Here is a 21,352-nt window from a genome sequence, read left to right as displayed (position 1 = left end):
CAACAGTATGCAAAATCCTCGTTTGCCGTAATGCCGGACCAGGCCTAGGATCAGTCCACGTTATTTGACCCGATTCGAGAGGACACACTCATGGGCGGTAAAGCTAGCTTCAACTGGATCGATCCCCTGCTGCTGGATCAACAGCTCACCGAAGAAGAGCGCATGATCCGCGACACTGCCGAGCAATTCGCTCAGCAGAAGCTCGCACCGCGCGTGCTTGAAGCTTTCCGTCATGAAAAGACCGATCCGGCGATCTTCCGCGAGATGGGCGAAGTGGGCCTGTTGGGTGCGACCATTCCCGAGCAGTACGGTGGCAGCGGTCTGAACTACGTCAGCTACGGGCTGATTGCTCGTGAGGTTGAGCGTGTCGACTCCGGCTACCGCTCGATGATGAGTGTGCAGTCCTCGTTGGTCATGGTGCCGATCAATGAATTCGGCACTGAAGCCCAAAAGCAGAAGTACCTGCCGAAACTGGCCTCGGGCGAGTGGATTGGCTGCTTCGGTCTGACAGAGCCTAACCATGGTTCCGACCCGGGCGCGATGATTACTCGTGCACGCAAAGTGGAAGGCGGCTACAGCCTGACCGGCAGCAAGATGTGGATCACCAACAGTCCGATTGCCGATGTGTTCGTGGTTTGGGGTAAGGATGATGCGGGCGACATCCGTGGCTTTGTTCTGGAAAAAGGCTGGAAAGGCCTGAGTGCTCCGGCGATCCATGGCAAGGTTGGTTTGCGTGCATCAATCACCGGCGAGATCGTCATGGACAACGTGTTTGTTCCTGAAGAGAACATTTTTCCTGACGTCCGCGGTTTGAAAGGCCCTTTTACTTGCCTCAACTCCGCGCGCTACGGCATTTCCTGGGGCGCTTTGGGCGCTGCCGAGTTCTGCTGGCACACCGCTCGCCAGTACACCCTGGATCGTCAGCAGTTCGGTCGCCCGTTGGCCGCCACTCAGCTGATCCAGAAGAAGCTTGCCGACATGCAGACCGAGATCACCCTGGCACTGCAGGGCTGCCTGCGTCTGGGTCGTATGAAGGATGAAGGCACGGCGGCAGTCGAGATCACCTCGATGATGAAGCGCAACTCCTGCGGCAAGTCCCTGGACATCGCGCGTATGGCGCGTGACATGTTGGGCGGTAACGGCATTTCCGATGAATTCGGTGTTGCTCGCCACCTGGTCAACCTGGAAGTGGTGAATACCTATGAAGGTACGCACGACGTCCACGCACTGATCCTCGGTCGCGCGCAAACCGGCATCCAGGCGTTCTATTAATAGGAGAACGTCCATGGGCGCGCTTTCGCATCTACGGGTACTGGATTTATCGCGGGTGCTGGCCGGGCCTTGGGCCGGGCAGATCCTTGCCGACCTTGGCGCCGAAGTGATTAAGGTTGAGCGTCCGGGCAATGGCGACGATACGCGCGCCTGGGGACCGCCCTTCCTGAAAGACGCCTATGGCGAGAACACCAGCGAGGCCGCCTATTACTTGTCGGCCAATCGCAACAAGCAATCGGTGACCATCGATTTCACGCGTCCAGAAGGGCAAAAGCTGGTGCGTGAGCTGGCAGCCAAGTCGGACATCCTGATCGAGAACTTCAAGGTCGGTGGCCTGGCGGCTTATGGGTTGGACTATGAGTCGCTTAAAGCCATCAATCCGAATCTGATTTATTGCTCGATTACCGGGTTTGGCCAAACCGGGCCTTACGCCAAGCGTGCGGGTTATGACTTCATGATCCAGGGTCTGGGCGGGCTGATGAGCCTGACCGGTCGACCTGAGGGAGATGAGGGTGCAGGGCCGGTGAAAGTCGGTGTGGCGCTGACAGACATCCTGACGGGGCTCTATTCGACGGTAGCGATCCTTGCCGCGTTGGCCCATAGGGAACATGACGGTGGTGGTCAGCATATCGATATGGCGTTGCTGGATGTTCAGGTTGCGTGCCTGGCGAACCAGGCGATGAACTATCTGACTACGGGTAATGCGCCCAAGCGCCTGGGTAATGCACATCCGAACATCGTGCCCTATCAGGACTTTCCTACGGCGGATGGAGACTTCATTCTCACTGTGGGTAATGACGGGCAGTTCCGCAAGTTTGCGGAGGTGGCTGGGCAGCCTCAGTGGGCGGATGACCCACGCTTCGCGACCAACAAGCTGCGGGTGGCGAATCGCGCGGTGTTGATCCCGCTGATTCGTCAGGCGACTGTCTTCAAGACCACCGCTGAGTGGGTGTTACAGCTGGAGCAGGCGGGTGTGCCATGCGGACCTATTAATGACTTGGCTCAGATGTTTGCTGATCCTCAGGTCAAGGCGCGTGGTTTGGCGATCGAGCTACCCCATGTGCTAGCAGGCATGGTGCCGCAGGTAGCGAGCCCCATTCGCCTGTCGGAAACGCCGGTGGAGTATCGTAATGCGCCTCCGTTATTGGGCGAGCACACGCTGGAGGTTCTGCAGCGGGTGTTGGGTCTGGATGCAGAAACGGTCGCCGCTTTCAAAGTGGCGGGGGTCCTCTGAGGATTCCTTCTATATAGAGGGGGTGGTTTTGCTCTCCTATATAGAAAGAAGCGGTCTGTTTTCCGGCTTTCTGCAAGTTATTGATAGAAAAGCCAAATCAGGGGTTGACGGCAGATTCTGGAAGTCTATAATTCGCCCCACTTCCGGCGCAGTCGAAACGGAAAACTCCTTGGTAAACAAAGAGTTACGCAGTTTTCGACAGCGAGTTGCTTCAGGTCATCGAAGCCCAGAAGGAGTTGATCAAGCGGGGTTGTTTGGCTTGATTGACGGTTCGATCTTCTCGGTCGAAAGCGGAGAAAAAGAGGTGTTGACAGCAGCGAGTAACGCTGTAGAATTCGCCTCCCGCTAACGAGAGATCGGAAGCGCAAGTGGTTGAAGTTGCAAAGGAAACTTTGAAAACTTCTGAAAATAACCGCTTGACAGCAACAGAGGCTGCTGTAGAATGCGCGCCTCGGTTGAGACGAAAGATCTTAACCAACCGCTCTTTAACAACTGAATCAAGCAATTCGTGTGGGTGCTTGTGGAGTCAGACTGATAGTCAACAAGATTATCAGCATCACAAGTTACTCCGCGAGAAATCAAAGATGTAACCAACGATTGCTGAGCCAAGTTTAGGGTTTCTTAAAAACCCAAAGATGTTTGAACTGAAGAGTTTGATCATGGCTCAGATTGAACGCTGGCGGCAGGCCTAACACATGCAAGTCGAGCGGCAGCACGGGTACTTGTACCTGGTGGCGAGCGGCGGACGGGTGAGTAATGCCTAGGAATCTGCCTGGTAGTGGGGGATAACGCTCGGAAACGGACGCTAATACCGCATACGTCCTACGGGAGAAAGCAGGGGACCTTCGGGCCTTGCGCTATCAGATGAGCCTAGGTCGGATTAGCTAGTTGGTGAGGTAATGGCTCACCAAGGCGACGATCCGTAACTGGTCTGAGAGGATGATCAGTCACACTGGAACTGAGACACGGTCCAGACTCCTACGGGAGGCAGCAGTGGGGAATATTGGACAATGGGCGAAAGCCTGATCCAGCCATGCCGCGTGTGTGAAGAAGGTCTTCGGATTGTAAAGCACTTTAAGTTGGGAGGAAGGGCAGTTACCTAATACGTATCTGTTTTGACGTTACCGACAGAATAAGCACCGGCTAACTCTGTGCCAGCAGCCGCGGTAATACAGAGGGTGCAAGCGTTAATCGGAATTACTGGGCGTAAAGCGCGCGTAGGTGGTTTGTTAAGTTGGATGTGAAATCCCCGGGCTCAACCTGGGAACTGCATTCAAAACTGACAAGCTAGAGTATGGTAGAGGGTGGTGGAATTTCCTGTGTAGCGGTGAAATGCGTAGATATAGGAAGGAACACCAGTGGCGAAGGCGACCACCTGGACTGATACTGACACTGAGGTGCGAAAGCGTGGGGAGCAAACAGGATTAGATACCCTGGTAGTCCACGCCGTAAACGATGTCAACTAGCCGTTGGGAGCCTTGAGCTCTTAGTGGCGCAGCTAACGCATTAAGTTGACCGCCTGGGGAGTACGGCCGCAAGGTTAAAACTCAAATGAATTGACGGGGGCCCGCACAAGCGGTGGAGCATGTGGTTTAATTCGAAGCAACGCGAAGAACCTTACCAGGCCTTGACATCCAATGAACTTTCCAGAGATGGATTGGTGCCTTCGGGAACATTGAGACAGGTGCTGCATGGCTGTCGTCAGCTCGTGTCGTGAGATGTTGGGTTAAGTCCCGTAACGAGCGCAACCCTTGTCCTTAGTTACCAGCACGTAATGGTGGGCACTCTAAGGAGACTGCCGGTGACAAACCGGAGGAAGGTGGGGATGACGTCAAGTCATCATGGCCCTTACGGCCTGGGCTACACACGTGCTACAATGGTCGGTACAGAGGGTTGCCAAGCCGCGAGGTGGAGCTAATCCCAGAAAACCGATCGTAGTCCGGATCGCAGTCTGCAACTCGACTGCGTGAAGTCGGAATCGCTAGTAATCGCGAATCAGAATGTCGCGGTGAATACGTTCCCGGGCCTTGTACACACCGCCCGTCACACCATGGGAGTGGGTTGCACCAGAAGTAGCTAGTCTAACCTTCGGGAGGACGGTTACCACGGTGTGATTCATGACTGGGGTGAAGTCGTAACAAGGTAGCCGTAGGGGAACCTGCGGCTGGATCACCTCCTTAATCGACGACATCAGCTGCTCCATAAGTTCCCACACGAATTGCTTGATTCATTGAAGAAGACGATAGAAGCAGCTTTAAGCTCCAAGCTGATAGCTCCAAGCTAACAGTTGCGCGCTCGAAATTGGGTCTGTAGCTCAGTTGGTTAGAGCGCACCCCTGATAAGGGTGAGGTCGGCAGTTCGAATCTGCCCAGACCCACCAATTTTGTTATGGGGCCATAGCTCAGCTGGGAGAGCGCCTGCCTTGCACGCAGGAGGTCAACGGTTCGATCCCGTTTGGCTCCACCATATAACTGCTTCTGCTGTTAGAGTTTAGAAATGAATATTCCGGTGTGAATATTGATTTCTAGTCTTTGATTAGATCGTTCTTTAAAAATTTGGGTATGTGATAGAAAGATAGACTGAACGTTACTTTCACTGGTAACGGATCAGGCTAAGGTAAAATTTGTGAGTTGCTCTTAATTGAGTATTATCGAATTTTCGGCGAATGTCGTCTTCACAGTATAACCAGATTGCTTGGGGTTATATGGTCAAGTGAAGAAGCGCATACGGTGGATGCCTTGGCAGTCAGAGGCGATGAAAGACGTGGTAGCCTGCGAAAAGCTTCGGGGAGTCGGCAAACAGACTTTGATCCGGAGATGTCTGAATGGGGGAACCCAGCCATCATAAGATGGTTATCTTAAGCTGAATACATAGGCTTAAGAGGCGAACCAGGGGAACTGAAACATCTAAGTACCCTGAGGAAAAGAAATCAACCGAGATTCCCTTAGTAGTGGCGAGCGAACGGGGACTAGCCCTTAAGTGGCTTTGAGATTAGCGGAACGCTCTGGAAAGTGCGGCCATAGTGGGTGATAGCCCTGTACGCGAAAATCTCTTAGTCATGAAATCGAGTAGGACGGAGCACGAGAAACTTTGTCTGAATATGGGGGGACCATCCTCCAAGGCTAAATACTACTGACTGACCGATAGTGAACTAGTACCGTGAGGGAAAGGCGAAAAGAACCCCGGAGAGGGGAGTGAAATAGATCCTGAAACCGTATGCGTACAAGCAGTGGGAGCCCACTTTGTTGGGTGACTGCGTACCTTTTGTATAATGGGTCAGCGACTTATTTTCAGTGGCGAGCTTAACCGAATAGGGGAGGCGTAGCGAAAGCGAGTCTTAATAGGGCGTCTAGTCGCTGGGAATAGACCCGAAACCGGGCGATCTATCCATGGGCAGGTTGAAGGTTGGGTAACACTAACTGGAGGACCGAACCGACTACCGTTGAAAAGTTAGCGGATGACCTGTGGATCGGAGTGAAAGGCTAATCAAGCTCGGAGATAGCTGGTTCTCCTCGAAAGCTATTTAGGTAGCGCCTCATGTATCACTGTAGGGGGTAGAGCACTGTTTCGGCTAGGGGGTCATCCCGACTTACCAAACCGATGCAAACTCCGAATACCTACAAGTGCCGAGCATGGGAGACACACGGCGGGTGCTAACGTCCGTCGTGAAAAGGGAAACAACCCAGACCGTCAGCTAAGGTCCCAAAGTTATGGTTAAGTGGGAAACGATGTGGGAAGGCTTAGACAGCTAGGAGGTTGGCTTAGAAGCAGCCACCCTTTAAAGAAAGCGTAATAGCTCACTAGTCGAGTCGGCCTGCGCGGAAGATGTAACGGGGCTCAAACCATACACCGAAGCTACGGGTATCACTTAGGTGATGCGGTAGAGGAGCGTTCTGTAAGCCTGTGAAGGTGAGTTGAGAAGCTTGCTGGAGGTATCAGAAGTGCGAATGCTGACATGAGTAACGACAATGGGTGTGAAAAACACCCACGCCGAAAGACCAAGGTTTCCTGCGCAACGTTAATCGACGCAGGGTTAGTCGGTCCCTAAGGCGAGGCTGAAAAGCGTAGTCGATGGAAAACAGGTTAATATTCCTGTACTTCTGGTTATTGCGATGGAGGGACGGAGAAGGCTAGGCCAGCTTGGCGTTGGTTGTCCAAGTTTAAGGTGGTAGGCTGGAATCTTAGGTAAATCCGGGATTCTAAGGCCGAGAGCTGATGACGAGTGTTCTTTTAGAACACGAAGTGGTTGATGCCATGCTTCCAAGAAAAGCTTCTAAGCTTCAGGTAACCAGGAACCGTACCCCAAACCGACACAGGTGGTTGGGTAGAGAATACCAAGGCGCTTGAGAGAACTCGGGTGAAGGAACTAGGCAAAATGGCACCGTAACTTCGGGAGAAGGTGCGCCGGTGAGGGTGAAGCATTTACTGCGTAAGCCCATGCCGGTCGAAGATACCAGGCCGCTGCGACTGTTTATTAAAAACACAGCACTCTGCAAACACGAAAGTGGACGTATAGGGTGTGACGCCTGCCCGGTGCCGGAAGGTTAATTGATGGGGTTAGCTAACGCGAAGCTCTTGATCGAAGCCCCGGTAAACGGCGGCCGTAACTATAACGGTCCTAAGGTAGCGAAATTCCTTGTCGGGTAAGTTCCGACCTGCACGAATGGCGTAACGATGGCGGCGCTGTCTCCACCCGAGACTCAGTGAAATTGAAATCGCTGTGAAGATGCAGTGTATCCGCGGCTAGACGGAAAGACCCCGTGAACCTTTACTATAGCTTTGCACTGGACTTTGAATTTGCTTGTGTAGGATAGGTGGGAGGCTTTGAAGCGTGGACGCCAGTTCGCGTGGAGCCAACCTTGAAATACCACCCTGGCAACTTTGAGGTTCTAACTCAGGTCCGTTATCCGGATCGAGGACAGTGTATGGTGGGTAGTTTGACTGGGGCGGTCTCCTCCTAAAGAGTAACGGAGGAGTACGAAGGTGCGCTCAGACCGGTCGGAAATCGGTCGTAGAGTATAAAGGCAAAAGCGCGCTTGACTGCGAGACAGACACGTCGAGCAGGTACGAAAGTAGGTCTTAGTGATCCGGTGGTTCTGTATGGAAGGGCCATCGCTCAACGGATAAAAGGTACTCCGGGGATAACAGGCTGATACCGCCCAAGAGTTCATATCGACGGCGGTGTTTGGCACCTCGATGTCGGCTCATCACATCCTGGGGCTGAAGCCGGTCCCAAGGGTATGGCTGTTCGCCATTTAAAGTGGTACGCGAGCTGGGTTTAGAACGTCGTGAGACAGTTCGGTCCCTATCTGCCGTGGACGTTTGAGATTTGAGAGGGGCTGCTCCTAGTACGAGAGGACCGGAGTGGACGAACCTCTGGTGTTCCGGTTGTCACGCCAGTGGCATTGCCGGGTAGCTATGTTCGGAATAGATAACCGCTGAAAGCATCTAAGCGGGAAACTAGCCTCAAGATGAGATCTCACTGGGACCTTGAGTCCCCTGAAGGGCCGTCGAAGACTACGACGTTGATAGGTTGGGTGTGTAAGCGCTGTGAGGCGTTGAGCTAACCAATACTAATTGCCCGTGAGGCTTGACCATATAACACCCAAGCAATTTGCTGACCTGAAAAGGCACCAGATTGCGGTGTGTGAAGACGAAACGAACCGAAAGTTCGATTGTTCACAAACACCGAGATCTATCACATACCCATTCGCTGGAGCGTGCGCCGTAAGGCAAGCGACCTGGCTACCGAATTTCTTGACGACCATAGAGCATTGGAACCACCTGATCCCATCCCGAACTCAGCAGTGAAACGATGCATCGCCGATGGTAGTGTGGGGTTTCCCCATGTGAGAGTAGGTCATCGTCAAGATTAAATTCCGAAACCCCTATCTGCGTATGCAGGTAGGGGTTTTGTTTTAGTAGAAGTCACCAATTTTGCTGGCACGTTACGACTGTAACGGGCTGGTCACAGAATTTCTTGACGACCATAGAGCATTGGAACCACCTGATCCCATCCCGAACTCAGCAGTGAAACGATGCATCGCCGATGGTAGTGTGGGGTTTCCCCATGTGAGAGTAGGTCATCGTCAAGATTGAATTCCGAAACCCCTGTCTGCTAACGCAGACAGGGGTTTTGTCGTTTTGGCTCCTAAAAACGTCAGGTCATTATCCCCCGCGAGTCATGTCACTTCTGCGCCACACCCTTGCCCAGTGTTGATGTCCAATAAGCGCATCGAGCTCCAACGGCTCTAGAACGCCGTTCGGCGGGAATGTCGGTCATTTCATACAAACCCCTAAGATTTCTCCGACTAGTGCCGAAAGACTAGTGAGACATGCGTGCACCAAAGTAGCGCGACCGAAGAATGCCGCCTGCGCTGTTACATGGAATGTTGCACCTGGAACGCATCCCCACTTTTTGCATAAGAAGTCCCATGAAATGAATCTCAAGTTCAGCCATAAAATCCTTCTGGCCGCCTCTGGCGTCGTGGTGCTGGCTTTTGCGTTGTTCACTTTGTACAACGACTATCTGCAGCGAAACACCATCCGGCAAAACCTCGAGTCCTCCGTCCAGCAAGCTGGCGATCTGACCGCCAGCAGCGTGCAGAACTGGATGAGCGGCCGTGTGCTGGTGCTGGAAAACCTTGCCCAGAACGTCGCTCATCAAGGCGCCAATGCGGACCTTCCCGGACTGGTTGATCAACCGGCCCTCACCTCGAACTTCCAGTTCACTTACGTCGGCCAGGCCAACGGCGTGTTCACCCAACGCCCTGACGCGAAGATGCCGGACGGTTACGATCCGCGTCAGCGTCCCTGGTACAAACAAGCCGTGGCTGCCGATAAGACCATGCTGACGCCGCCGTACATGGCCGCCGTCGGTGGGTTGGTGGTGACCATCGCCATGCCGGTGAAAAAGAACGGTGAATTGCTCGGCGTGGTCGGCGGTGATCTGAGCCTGGAGACCCTGGTAAAGATCATCAACTCGGTGGACTTCGGTGGCATCGGCCACGCGTTCCTGGTCAGTGCCGACGGTCAGGTGATCGTCAGCCCGGACAAAGACCAGGTGATGAAAAACCTGAAGGACATTTATCCAAACTCTGGCGTGCGCATCGAGAAGGGCAATCAGGACGTCACCCTGAACAAGCAGGACCGCATCCTCTCGTTCACCCCGGTGATCGGTTTGCCGAATGCCGAGTGGTACATCGGTCTGTCGATCGACAAGGACAAGGCCTACGCACCACTGAGTCAATTCCGCACTTCGGCGTTGATTGCAATGTTCATCGCCGTCAGTGTGATTGCCGTGCTGTTGAGCCTGCTGATCAACGTGCTGATGCGTCCGCTGACCACCATGGGCCGCGCGATGCAGGACATCGCCCAGGGCGAGGGCGACCTGACCCGTCGTCTGGCCGTGGAAAGCAAAGACGAGTTCGGCGAGTTGGGTGGTTCGTTCAACCAGTTCGTGGAGCGGATTCACGCATCGATTTCCGAAGTGTCCTCGGCGACCCGCCAGGTCCACGATTTGTCGCAGCGCGTAATGGCATCGTCCAACGCTTCGATCGTCGGCTCCGATGAGCAAAGCGCGCGCACCAACAGCGTGGCTGCCGCCATCAACCAATTGGGTGCCGCCACCCAGGAAATCGCCCGCAATGCTGCCGATGCTTCGCAGCATGCAAGCGGTGCAAGCGAGCAGGCGGATGATGGTCGTCAGGTAGTAGAGAAAACCATCCTGGCCATGACCGAGTTGTCGCAGAAAATCAGCCTGTCCTGCACCCAGATCGAAACCCTGAACGCCAGCACTGACAACATCGGGCACATTCTGGATGTGATCAAAGGCATCTCCCAGCAGACCAACTTGCTGGCGCTCAACGCCGCCATCGAAGCGGCGCGTGCCGGTGAAGCCGGTCGTGGTTTTGCGGTCGTGGCGGACGAAGTGCGCAACCTGGCGCATCGCACACAGGAGTCGGCGGAAGAGATCCACAAGATGATCACCTCGCTGCAGATCGGTTCTCGCGAAGCAGTGACGACCATGAATGCCAGTCAGGTCTCCAGTGAAGAGAGTGTCGAAGTGGCGAATCAGGCGGGCCTGCGATTGGTCAGCGTGACGCAGCGCATCGGCGAAATCGACGGCATGAACCAGTCGGTGGCCGCGGCGACCGAAGAGCAGACGGCGGTGGTGGAAACCCTCAACGTCGACGTCAACCAGATCAATTTGTTGAACCAGCAGAGCGTGGCGAACCTCAATGAAACGTTGAAGGATTGTGATGCGTTGTCGTTGCAGGCGAACCGGTTGAAGCAACTGGTCGATAGCTTCAAGATCTGATTCGGGTCAGTTCTACTGCGTTATCGTTCTTCGCGGGCAAGCCTCGCTCCTACAGGGCATGGAAAACCCTGTAGAAGCGAGGCTTGCCCGCGATAGCGGTAGAAAAGTCACCGCTGAACCAAAGCTCTACACAAACAGCTTCAACACATTATTCATCGCGTCATCCGCAAAGCCCTGCACAAAATCCTTGAACCCCGGCAACGCCTCAGCACCTCCCTGCGCCGGTTCGGCAATGATCGTCCAGGTCGCCCGTGACGTGTCCGCACCCAGCGGTTCAACACTCATCGCCGCCCACAAATTGGCCACGCCCAGCGTGTTGTAAATGGTCGTCCACGTGATGTTCAACGCCTGGTCATCCCGGGAGTTGAGTTGCTCGACCACCAGGTTGCCGTCCTTGAAAAATTTCTTGCGCAGCGACGACACGCCTTCGCCCGTCATCTCGATGTGCGACAGCGCCGGAATGAATTGATCGAAGCCGGCAAAGTTGCCGACCACCGCCCAGACCTGCGCGGCATCCGCCGGCACCTCCACCGAGGACACGACGTGGCAGCCTTGCGGGTTTTTGATCAGGGTATCGGGTTGCAGATTGTTCATGGTCTTGCTCCATTGGGTTTGAATGAATCAGATGAAATTGATTTCTTTGAGGTAGTCGCAACCGCGACGCAGCAGTGCGGGTGATTTTTCCGGGTAGTGCGCGCCCATCTGCCGAACGCCGGCCTGGGCGTTGTCGTGGCCGATCATCGAGATGTCGCCGATGTCTTCCTCGAAGCCGTTGAGGTAGAAACCGAGTACGCCGAACAGCGCGTTGTCGCTGTCGACCCGACCCAGTTGCTGTTGCCAGTCGGCGACGCTGACCATGGAGAACTCCCGGCCCGCCTCACGGAATGACGCGACGTAATCGTCCCAACTCAGGGGCTCGGGGTTGTGCAGGTTGAACACCGCTTTTTCAGATGAATAACGGCTGGCATGGAAGCCAATGAAGCGAGCGAGAAAGTCCACCGGCATCAGGTCGAAATTCAGCGAAAACTCCGGCACCTGGCCGAGCTGGATCGAGCCCTTGAGCATCAGCATCAAGCGGTTTTTGTGCGGCTGACAGACGCCGGAGAGGCTGTTGAAGCTGATGTTGCCGGGGCGATAAAGATTGACCCGCACCCCACGTTCACGCGCTCGTTCGAGGATCCGTTCGCCGACCCACTTGGACAGGTTGTAGCCGTTCTTGATGTAGATCGGCGGTGTCTGCGCTGCGGGTAATTCCAGCACTCGGCCATCGTCGGCAATCGTGCTGGACGCCGACAGCGTGGAGACAAAATTGAAGATCTTCTTGCTGCGCCCCTCGCACAGCCGAAGGCATTCGAAAATCGGCTCGACGTTGTCCCGCGCCAGCGACTCGTAATCGAGCACGTGATTGACGTTGGCGGCGTTGTGCACCAGCGCGCCGAACTCTCGATCGAGGCGCTCGTAAACGTGCGCATCAAGCCCCAACGCCGGGCGAGTGATGTCTGCCGCGTAAACCTGCACCCGACTCAGGTCCAGGTGCTCCAGGCGGTTTTCCCGCAACGCATGAGCGAAGCGCTCAGCCGCCGATTGCCCACCGCCATCGCGCACCAGGCAGGCCACTTCAGTGACGCCCCACGCCAGCAACGCTTCGACGATGTGCACACCGACAAAACTGTTTGCGCCGGTGACGATCACCTTGTGCACATCGCCCATGCGGCTGATGGGCAGTGGCTGAATATCCAGCTCGCGAAAGGCATCCGCCAGTGCTTGCGCGCTCAGGACTTCCTCGGTGCCGGAGCCGCGCACCAATGTCGCCAGCTTCGCAATAGTCGGCAATTCAATGAAGCGATTGATCGAGATGCTGCGGCCGAATTCTTCACGTAATCGCAGCAACATTCGTGACAACAGAATCGAGTGGCCGCCCAGATTGAAGAAACTTTCGTCGGTCGAAATATCGCTGGCCGGCAACTCCAGCAGCTCAGCCCAGATCTCCAGCAACAGCGCTTCATCGGCGCTCGCGGGCAAGCGCCGTGTCGTGTTTTCGGCAACATTCACCGGCATCGCCAGCAGCGCTTTACGGTCGACTTTGCCGTTACTGGCGAACGGCATGCTCGGCAATTCAGTCCAGGCGATGGGTTGCATGTAGTCCGGCAAAAACTGCATCGCATGAGCCTTCAAGGCTTCGCGCGCGGCGCCCGTTTGGTTCTCCTGAGGTTGTGCGAGGAACGCCAGAATCCGCCGTTGGCTGTCGATAACCACCGCCACCTGGCGGTACAACTGACTGTCGCGCAGGCAGCGTTCGATCTCTTCCGGCTCGACGCGAAAGCCGCGGATTTTCACCTGATTGTCCCGCCGTCCACACAGCTCGATACCGTCGCCGGTCCATTTCGCCATATCGCCGGTACGGTAGGCGCGCAGGCGCTGGCCGTCTGCCAAGTTCATGTCCAGGTAACGTTCGGCAGTCTGCTGCGGGTTGTTCAGATAACCCAGGCACACCCCCGGCCCGACAATGTACAACTCACCGACGACCTGCTCGGCCACCGGCTGAAAAGCCTCATCGAGAATCAGCACCTGGCTGTTGGCAATCGGCGACCCGAGGGTGCGGTTGCTGTCGCCAGCGCGCAGTTGGCGCGCGGTAATCAGCACCGTGGCTTCGGTCGGGCCATAGAGGTTGTAGAGATTGCCCTGACGGGTGAGCTGCTCGATAACGTAGGGTTCGCAGACATCGCCGCCGGTCATTACATGATCCAGGACCTGCAGCTGATCCAGCGGCAGAATGCTCAACAGTGCTGGCGGTAAAAATGCATGGCTGAGGCGTTGATGGCGAATCAGCTCGACCAGTTGCAACGGATCGCGACGCTGGTCGTCGTTCGGCACGATCAGTTCAGCGCCCTGAAGCAGGGTCGGGAAAATATCGATCAGCGACGAGTCGAAACTCAACGACGAAAACTGCAAGGCCCGACTGTGTTCGGTCAGCTGCACATAGTCGGCATACCACGCGGTGAAGTGCGCGAGGTTAGCCTGGCTGAGCAGCACGCCTTTGGGATGCCCGGTGGTGCCCGAGGTATAGAGCGCCATGCAGGGCGCGTCGAGAGCGGGGCGCTGGTGCATCAAGGGTTGACCGAGGGCGACGTCAGCGAAGTCGATGCGACTGATGTCCAGCCCCGGCATTTCATCGGCGAGGGGATGCTGGCCGTCATGCAGCAACAACACCGCTCCTGCATTCGCAAGGATGTACTGCTGACGTTGCAGCGGATGGCTCGGCTCCAGCGGCAAGTACACCGCGCCGCTGCCCAGAATCGCCAGGATCCCTGCATACAACGCACTGCTTTTCGGCAGGCAGATCCCGACCACCAACGGGCCTTGATGCTGTGCGAGCAACGGCAGCAAGCGTTGCTGGATCGCACGGCTCTGGGCGTGTAATTGCCGATAACTCAGCGATGTGCCATCGATGTTCAGCGCAGGTCGTTCGGCGGACTCGATGAAGCGTTGCTGCAGACGCTCGATCATCGGGATCCGGGCGAGTTCTTGCAGCCACGGTTGAGCGGTGTTGTTGAGTTGATGAACGAACGCCAGGCGTTCTAAAAACAGCAGATTGTCCACCTGTTCAAAATGGGCTGCCGCAGCCGGTTCAGCGCAGAGAAAATACTCGGCGTCCCGGGAGAATCGGCTGACCAGCAGTGAGACGTGATCCACCAGTTCCGCCACCGCTCGCAGGCGCAAGGCCTGGCCGTTTCCGCTAGGTTCACCGGCAATCGGCACGCGCGTGAACAGCGTTGATCCTTGCATGCACAGCAGGTCAATCGGCGGTAGACCGGTGACGTTCGGCACGCCAATTCCCAGTTGCAGTGTTAGATGCGGCGCATCACTCGGGACTGAAAACGCCTGGCTGGCGTCGTCAATCAGCAGATCAAACGACGGTGCCTCCTCAAACGCATCGAGCCGCACCAGCGAATGACCCTGTTGTTCAAGTTCCAGCGCCAGGTCGGTCAAGGCCTGGCTTTGCCCAATGAGCAGAATGTCGAGACGTCTCATGATGTTCTCCTCGTTAAACCAGGTAGTCGCTGAGGGTGTCTTGCACGCACGGCGAATCCAGCAGCGAACTGCTGCGGAAAAACCGCACGATGTTGGCGACCAGTGGGTGATGACGATTGATCGGGAAGGCCAGCCCCGAGATCTCGTTCTTGAGTGCCTGGCGTGCCGCGTCGCTGATCCGCAAGGCTTCGATCAAGCGGAAATCGAAGGACTTCTGGATGTCGTTGGTCAGGTAATGGCCGATGAACACTGGCAGGATTTGCGCGATGAGCTGGCGGTCGTCTTCGCTCGCGGTGTGCCAGTAAATACGCACCATCCGCGACCAGAACCCGGAGTGGCGGCCCTCGTCGAGCAAGTGATCGGCCATCAAGCCTTTGATCGACTGTTTGACCGTGTCGTCCTTGGCGAACGCCGCGACATCGCCGGTTACGGTGTTCTCGGCGATGGCCACGCAGATCAGTTCTACCGCGCTGCGCAGATGCTCTGGTGCGAGGGCCACGGCCGCCGGGATCGCTCGGCTCAGCTCGATTTCATCCGGCAGCTGGATTGGCGTAATGCCGGTCATGGCGACGGTCTGCTGCATGAAGTCCATGGCCACCAGCGCGTGGTAATCCTCGTCCACCACCACCGTCATGGCGTCATAGCGACAGGCAAACGGGAACGCCACGGCGAAGCGATTTTTGGCGATGCTGCGGGCGGTCTTGTCGACGATCTCGGTTTCGAAAATCACCACGTCGTTGATGAATTTGTAGAGCGTCTGCACCAGCGCGAAGTCCCGTTGTTCCGGGCATTCGCGCAGGAAGGTCTCGCTCAGCACCAACGGTTGGCGGCTCAACGGATAGATCAGCTTGCCGTCATTCTCCAGCACGCGCCGCGGGCGGGTGCGGATGGTCGCGCGACTTTCCCAGGCGTCGGCGAAGGATTGGTAGTCGGCGGCGTTCATGCGTTCACCTCCGCAACCGGTTCGCTCATGCTCAGGCGCAGGCCGTCCCACAAGGCAATGCGACTTTCCACGGCGGCAATGGCGCTGGCGTAGACGTCTGCTTCGCGTTGCGGATCGCCGTCGACCAGCCGGGCGAGGAGTTTTTCAGCGGCGGGGCCGTGGTCCTCGGAGTCGACTTCGATGTGCCGCTCCAGGTAGTAACGGAAGGTGGGTGCCTGCTCGATGCCGATGCCCCAGTCGTCGAGAATCCGTTGGAACATCTGCGGAATAACGCTCTCACGACCGTGCAAAAACGCTGCGGCAACGCTATGTCCCGGCGCATGCAGCGCGGTGTGCAAGGTGTGCCGTACAAACTGCGCAGCCGCCGGATCGACATCAACGCTTTGCAGCGCCACGTCGTAACTCACGCCTTCTTGTTGCAACGCCACAAAGCGTTCCACGGCCGCCGTGCTGGCACCGACTTCGCGCATCGCATCCAGGTACAACTCGAAATGACTGTAATGACCTTGGGCCGGGCGATCATCGGACTCTTCACCCAGCACAATCTCATTGATAAGACGCGCGGCCTGCGGATCTCGCGGCGGCAACCAGGGCAGTTGGACGCAGGTCAGCTCCTGTTGCAGGCGTTTGGTCAGCGACATGAAATCCCACACCGCAAAGACATGGGTTTCCATGAACCGTTGAAGTACCGACAGCGAATGTATTTCAGAAAAGATCGGGTGTGCACTAAGTTCTGCTTTCTTCTGGTTGAGTCGGTCTTTATTCGTTTTCATGAGCGAGCCTATAAGTGATCTGAAATGCCGTTAAGGGTGTTGTGATCAATAAGTGACGGTCGTCTAACGTTTTTGTTGGCGAGCGAATGCCTCAACTAAATTGATCTCATTAAGTGCGATACAGTCGTTTGGGTGCCGTGTTTGCTGGCGGCGGAGAAAAACTAATACACGAATAAAGTATCGGGCAAGTTATTTTTATATTATTTGAAAGTTAAACTTTCTTGAGTGCGATAAGTTCTAATAAAACTATAAGTATCAGTTTTATTTGGGCGTAGTTGCTCCTTTCGGCGAAGTATCGTCAAAATTCAAATGAAGAGTGAATGCCTCACTCAAAGCAACTTTCAAAGTTGTTCCGTTGAATGCTTCAAGGGGGTGGAAGTTGGCTGGGATTGACGCCGGTGCTTCCTTTCCCGTGACAAGACTCCTTCCGTAGGTTCTTGGTGCGAGGACTGTGCCGCCATGGCGGCGCGTCGCCCGTTCATTATTCGTTGGCAGCCCAAGAGTGAGCGTAAATCACGGCCGCCGCTATCGCCCGGCCGTCATCTTTGCTGGCGTATTGATGGAACCTGAGGGAGGCGAATCGAAGGCAGGCTTGGGGTGGGGGCGTGCGGTGGCTGAAGCGGGGATGTGTAAGTAGATTATTCACAGCAAGCGCGGCGCGCAGTTCGAACTGCGCGCCCAGGCTTGGCGCCGGGAGTTACCTGGGGGTTTTCTTGTTAAGCGCTTCGGGGCTGTTGAGGTAGCGCGTGATGACCTCGACACCGCGATTGAGGTGATGCTTGAGCAGCTCGACCGCACGCTCGACGTTGCGGTCTTCGACGGCCAGCAACAGCGCTCGGTGGTCTTCCTGGGACAACTTGCCCAAGCCCATGGCTTCCAGATTAAAGCGCAGAAAGCGCTCTTCTTCGTTCAACCCGTCCTCGACCAGCCGCAATAGCCGCTGGTTAGGGGCCTTGCAATAAAGTGCCATGTGGAAGAGCCGATTGAGGCGGCCGATTTCGCTGTAATCGTGCTCCATTTCCAGGTCGTCGATATGCTTGGCTGCCCGCTCGACGTCTTCCTTTTCCAACAAGGGAATCGACAAACGCAGTGCCTCGGATTCCAACAGAATCCGTAATGCATACGTTTCGACGGCATCGCCCTGGACCAGCGGTGCAACCACCGCGCCTTTATGGGCGATAACATTCAGCAGCGCCTGGGCTTCAAGTTGGCGCAAGGCTTCACGCACCGGCATGCGGCTGACGCCGAACAGGTCGGCCAAATCTTGCTGGCGCAACGCGGTGCCGCAGGGAATGCGCCCGTCTAGAATGGCCGATCGCAGGGTTTCTTCGATCACCGAGCGTGCCAAGTGAGCGGGAATCGGCCCGTTGACCTTGATACTGCTGAGGGGGTTGGGCTTCTGTGTCACAACTACGCACCCTGATTGGCTGAAATATTTGGATCCAAATGGACACTAGTGACTGCCATGCAGCTTGTCAAACGGACAAAAGACCGCAGCCCGCGACGTTTCATGTCACCTACCATTCAAAGTCTAGCGCGTTGCCAGTGATTGCACCGTGCCATTGTCTTTTAACGGGCTAACCTGCACCATCAACCGAATTTCACCTGCCTGACCTGGATGCCTCGCATTGGCGGTACGTTTCGCGATCCCTCGGACTTTGCGCTGGCTGTGTTGCGCGTTGCTGCTGGCCGGCGCCATGCTGGGCGGGCTGCATGCCGATTGGGATTTTTCGCTGATCAGCCGCAAGGCGCAGGCCTTGTATGGGCCATTGGGTGACGGGAAGCCGCGCATCGATGCCTGGCAGCATCTGCTGGCCACGCAGAAGCAGGCCAGCGAGCTGGAACAGCTCAATGTGGTCAATCAGTTTTTCAACAAGCAGGTGCGTTACGTTGAGGACATCGACCTTTGGCATGAGGTCGATTATTGGGAAACACCCATCGAAGCCCTGTGGAAGGGCGCCGGCGACTGCGAAGACTATGCGATCGCCAAGTACTTCAGCCTGCGCCATCTCGGCGTTTCCAGTGACAAGCTGCGCATTACCTACGTCAAGGCGTTGCGCCTGAACCGGGCGCACATGGTGCTGACTTACTATTCGAGCCCCGAGGCCATGCCGCTGGTGCTCGACAGCCTGATCGATGCAATAAAACCGGCCAGCCAACGAACCGACTTGCTGCCGGTCTACTCTTTCAATGCCGAAGGGTTGTGGTTGCCGGGCGCCAAGGGCAACAAAAAGGTCGGAGATACCAAACGCCTGTCTCGCTGGCAGGACGTGTTGAAGAAAATGCAGGCCGAAGGTTTTCCGGTCGAGACGACTAACTAGGAGCACGCGCTCAGATGTCTTTGTTCAAACAGCTGTTGATCGCTATCTGTCTGTTCCTGGTGGTCGCCTTCACCGGCAGCTTCATGGTCAGCCTGGAAAGCTCTCGGACCCAGTACGTCAACCAGTTGCGCTCCCACGCCCAGGACGCTGCGACGGCATTGGCGCTGTCCCTGACGCCGAACATCGACGACCCGGCGATGGTCGAGCTGCTGGTCAGTTCGATCTTCGACAGCGGCTATTACGCGAGCATCCGCGTGGTCGACCTCAAGACTGACCAGACCATCGTCGAGCGCAGCGGCATTCCAGCGGTGAACAACGTGCCGGACTGGTTCGTCAAAATGATCGGCCTGGAACCGGCCGGCGGCGATGCGCTGGTCAGCCGTGGCTGGGAACAGGCGGCGCGGGTCGAGGTGGTCAGCCATCCGATGTTCGCCTTGGCCAAGCTTTGGCAGAGCGCGTTGGGCAGCCTCGGCTGGTTGCTGATTTGCGGTGCGGTGAGCGCGGTATTGGGCGCGCTGTTGCTGCGTCGACAACTGAAGCCGCTGGATTACATGGTCAAGCAATCCCACGCCATTGCTCGCCGCGAATTCCTCAGCCTGCCGGAACTGCCGCGCACACCGGAACTGCGCCGAGTGGTGCAGGCCATGAATCAGATGGTCGAGAAGCTCAAGGCGCTGTTTCAGGAACAGGCCGAGCGCAGTGAAAAACTACGGGTCGAGTCCTACCAGGACAACCTCACGGGCCTGGCCAACCGTCGTTATTTCGAGATGCAGTTGAACGCCCGGGTGAGCAATCCGGAGCAGGCGAGTTCGGGTTATCTGCTGCTGTTGCGGGTCAAGGACCTGGCCGGTTTGAACCAGCGTCTGGGCGGTCAGCGCACCGACCAATTATTGCAGGCCGTGGGCGAGCAACTGTCCCGCGAGTGCGCCAAGTACCCGGAAACACAGAACCTCGTCACCCGGATCCGTGGCGGTGAGTTTGCCGTGCTGGCGCCGGGGCTGGTGCGCGAAGAAGCGCTGCAACTGGCGCAGAATCTGGACAGCGCCTTGGCCAGCCTGCATGCGACCGGTGCCACGGATGTGGCCTCGGTCGCGTCGATCGGTCTGGCGCCGTTTGTTCATGGCGACTCGCCCCAAGCGGTGTTGGGTTTGGGCGACCAGGCGCTGGCTCAGGCTGAAGGCCAGGGCGAACAGAGCTGGGCATGCCTCGATCACAGCGCCTCGGCCAGCGTCGGGGATGACCATCACGCCTGGCATACATTGCTGGACCAGGCGCTGAATCAGCAGCGGTTTCAGTTGTATTTCCAACCGGTGGTGGCCAGCCAGGACACGCAAGTGGTGCTGCATTACAAGGTGCTGTCGCGGTTGATCGACGACGAGGGCCAGACCATTCCCGCCGGACGCTTCCTGCCGTGGCTGGAGCGCTTTGGCTGGACCGCGCGCCTGGATCGGCTGATGTTGGAGTTGGTGCTTGAGCAGATGGCCGAGCATGAAGAATCGCTGGCGCTGAACCTGTCTTCGGCGACGTTGGCCGATCCGCAGGCGCTGAATAAAGTCTTCGAGATTTTGCGTGCCCACTCCGATCTCGGACCGCGGCTGACCCTGGAAATCGGCGAGGAACAACTGCCCGAGCAAGCGATGCTGGAAGAACTGACACGGCGCCTGCGTGAGCTTGGGTTCTCGTTGAGCCTGCAACGGTTTGGCGGACGCTTCAGCATGATCGGCAACCTGGCGCGGCTGGGGTTGGCGTACCTGAAAATCGATGGTAGTTACATCCGCGCGATTGATCAGGAAAGCGACAAGCGCCTGTTTATCGAAGCGATCCAGCGAGCGGCACATAGCATTGATTTGCCGTTGATCGCCGAGCGGGTGGAGACCGAAGGGGAGTTGTCGGTGATTCGGGAGATGGGGTTGTATGGGGTTCAGGGGCAGTTGTTTGGTGAGCCGAAGCCTTGGCAGTGAGGCTTTAGGATTTGGTCGTCTGGGAGTCCGTCTTCGCGGGCAAGCCTCGCTCCTACAAGGTCGTGCGTTGGCGTAAACCTGTAGGAGCGAGGCTTGCCCGCGAAGGCGTCAGCACAGCCAACATCGAAGGCTGAGGTTTAAATCAACCCCGTCTCATCATCATCAATCAAGTGACTCAACCCACCCAACGCCTCACGCGCCTGGGTCCGGTCCATCAGCTTGGCCTGGGCGGCGGCCGGCAGGTCGGTGACGCGGATAACGCCTTTGCTGGTCAGCACCTGGATCAAGTCGTCGAGTACCCGGATCATTTCCTGGTCGCTCGTCTTTAGCTGCTTGAGGCTTTTTTCCACAGCTTCGTTGGCGTACCAAGCCTGGATTTCATGGTTGTCGGCCGGCAGCGTTTCCGTGGCTTCGGCGTAGGCCGCGGCTTCCACGCGCACTAACTGACCTTGCGCATCTCGTTGCACGTAGAACATTGAGCATCCCTCAGAAATGA

The 21,352-nt window shown here is 56.6% G+C and carries 12 protein-coding genes, 2 tRNA genes and 4 rRNA genes; 12 read left to right on the top strand and 6 right to left on the bottom strand.

All coding sequences use genetic code 11. The features are described from left to right. The first annotated feature begins 90 nt into the window (after positions 1 to 90). From AB4N91_RS26130 to AB4N91_RS26085, 10 genes are all read left to right on the top strand, one after another. Positions 91 to 1,272 carry an acyl-CoA dehydrogenase gene (locus tag AB4N91_RS26130; RefSeq protein ID WP_010465741.1) on the top strand — a complete coding sequence of 394 codons (1,182 nt, stop codon included), beginning with the start codon at positions 91 to 93 and terminating at the stop codon, positions 1,270 to 1,272. A 13-nt stretch (positions 1,273 to 1,285) separates the two neighbouring features. Continuing rightward, positions 1,286 to 2,506 (top strand): CaiB/BaiF CoA transferase family protein, encoded by a 1,221-nt coding sequence (locus AB4N91_RS26125; protein WP_010465742.1) that lies wholly within the window; start codon positions 1,286 to 1,288, stop codon positions 2,504 to 2,506. Between the two features lie 28 nt (positions 2,507 to 2,534). Further along, a complete protein-coding gene (locus tag AB4N91_RS26120; RefSeq protein ID WP_178113210.1) occupies positions 2,535 to 2,855 on the top strand; it encodes a hypothetical protein in 321 nt (106 codons plus the stop codon). A gap of 292 nt (positions 2,856 to 3,147) precedes the next feature. Beyond that, positions 3,148 to 4,686 (top strand): 16S ribosomal RNA (locus tag AB4N91_RS26115). A gap of 123 nt (positions 4,687 to 4,809) precedes the next feature. Further along, positions 4,810 to 4,886: transfer RNA gene (locus AB4N91_RS26110), tRNA-Ile, on the top strand. A 10-nt stretch (positions 4,887 to 4,896) separates the two neighbouring features. Then, positions 4,897 to 4,972, top strand: a tRNA-Ala gene (locus tag AB4N91_RS26105). Between the two features lie 240 nt (positions 4,973 to 5,212). Continuing rightward, positions 5,213 to 8,104 (top strand): 23S ribosomal RNA (locus AB4N91_RS26100). A gap of 158 nt (positions 8,105 to 8,262) precedes the next feature. Then, a 5S ribosomal RNA gene (gene rrf / locus AB4N91_RS26095) occupies positions 8,263 to 8,378 on the top strand. A gap of 107 nt (positions 8,379 to 8,485) precedes the next feature. Beyond that, positions 8,486 to 8,601, top strand: a 5S ribosomal RNA gene (gene rrf, locus AB4N91_RS26090). Together the 16S, 23S and 5S rRNA genes with 2 tRNA genes alongside form the textbook arrangement of a ribosomal RNA operon. A 344-nt stretch (positions 8,602 to 8,945) precedes the next feature. Beyond that, the gene (locus AB4N91_RS26085) at positions 8,946 to 10,826 is read left to right on the top strand and encodes a methyl-accepting chemotaxis protein (protein WP_154913423.1); all 1,881 of its coding nucleotides are present in this window, start codon (positions 8,946 to 8,948) and stop codon (positions 10,824 to 10,826) included. Positions 10,827 to 10,952: 126 nt separating this feature from the next. On the opposite strand, the gene AB4N91_RS26080 is transcribed toward AB4N91_RS26085, so the two are convergent. The 5 genes from AB4N91_RS26080 to AB4N91_RS26060 form a co-directional block, all read right to left on the bottom strand. Then, complete coding sequence (locus AB4N91_RS26080; protein WP_102594826.1) at positions 10,953 to 11,420, bottom strand: SRPBCC family protein; 468 nt, start codon at positions 11,418 to 11,420, stop codon at positions 10,953 to 10,955. A 27-nt stretch (positions 11,421 to 11,447) separates the two neighbouring features. After that, positions 11,448 to 14,858, bottom strand: coding sequence for a non-ribosomal peptide synthetase (locus AB4N91_RS26075; RefSeq protein ID WP_154913425.1), 3,411 nt, complete (start codon positions 14,856 to 14,858; stop codon positions 11,448 to 11,450). 13 nt (positions 14,859 to 14,871) lie between these two features. Next, entirely contained in the window at positions 14,872 to 15,801 is a 930-nt protein-coding gene (locus AB4N91_RS26070) for a diiron oxygenase (RefSeq protein WP_154913427.1), read from the bottom strand. After that, positions 15,798 to 16,574 (bottom strand): DUF3050 domain-containing protein, encoded by a 777-nt coding sequence (locus tag AB4N91_RS26065; RefSeq protein WP_077750431.1) that lies wholly within the window; start codon positions 16,572 to 16,574, stop codon positions 15,798 to 15,800. The genes AB4N91_RS26070 and AB4N91_RS26065 overlap by 4 nt, the downstream gene beginning before the upstream one ends. Before the next feature lie 697 nt (positions 16,575 to 17,271). Continuing rightward, positions 17,272 to 17,982 (bottom strand): GntR family transcriptional regulator, encoded by a 711-nt coding sequence (locus tag AB4N91_RS26060; protein ID WP_083375328.1) that lies wholly within the window; start codon positions 17,980 to 17,982, stop codon positions 17,272 to 17,274. A gap of 220 nt (positions 17,983 to 18,202) precedes the next feature. Between AB4N91_RS26060 and lapG the strand changes: the two genes are divergently transcribed. After that, positions 18,203 to 18,895: a cysteine protease LapG gene (lapG, locus tag AB4N91_RS26055; protein ID WP_010464935.1), complete on the top strand. Its 693-nt coding sequence runs from the start codon at positions 18,203 to 18,205 to the stop codon at positions 18,893 to 18,895. A gap of 14 nt (positions 18,896 to 18,909) precedes the next feature. Then, positions 18,910 to 20,856, top strand: coding sequence for a cyclic di-GMP receptor LapD (gene lapD / locus AB4N91_RS26050; RefSeq protein ID WP_200667390.1), 1,947 nt, complete (start codon positions 18,910 to 18,912; stop codon positions 20,854 to 20,856). A 137-nt stretch (positions 20,857 to 20,993) separates the two neighbouring features. On the opposite strand, the gene AB4N91_RS26045 is transcribed toward lapD, so the two are convergent. Next, positions 20,994 to 21,332, bottom strand: a complete 339-nt coding sequence (locus AB4N91_RS26045) for a tryptophan synthase subunit beta (protein WP_102594831.1) — start codon at positions 21,330 to 21,332, stop codon at positions 20,994 to 20,996. Positions 21,333 to 21,352 lie beyond the last annotated feature (20 nt).

Source organism: Pseudomonas sp. H3_D04, assembly GCF_054669175.1.
Note: the sequence above shows the minus strand (reverse complement) of the source record. Positions and strands in the feature narration are given on the sequence as shown.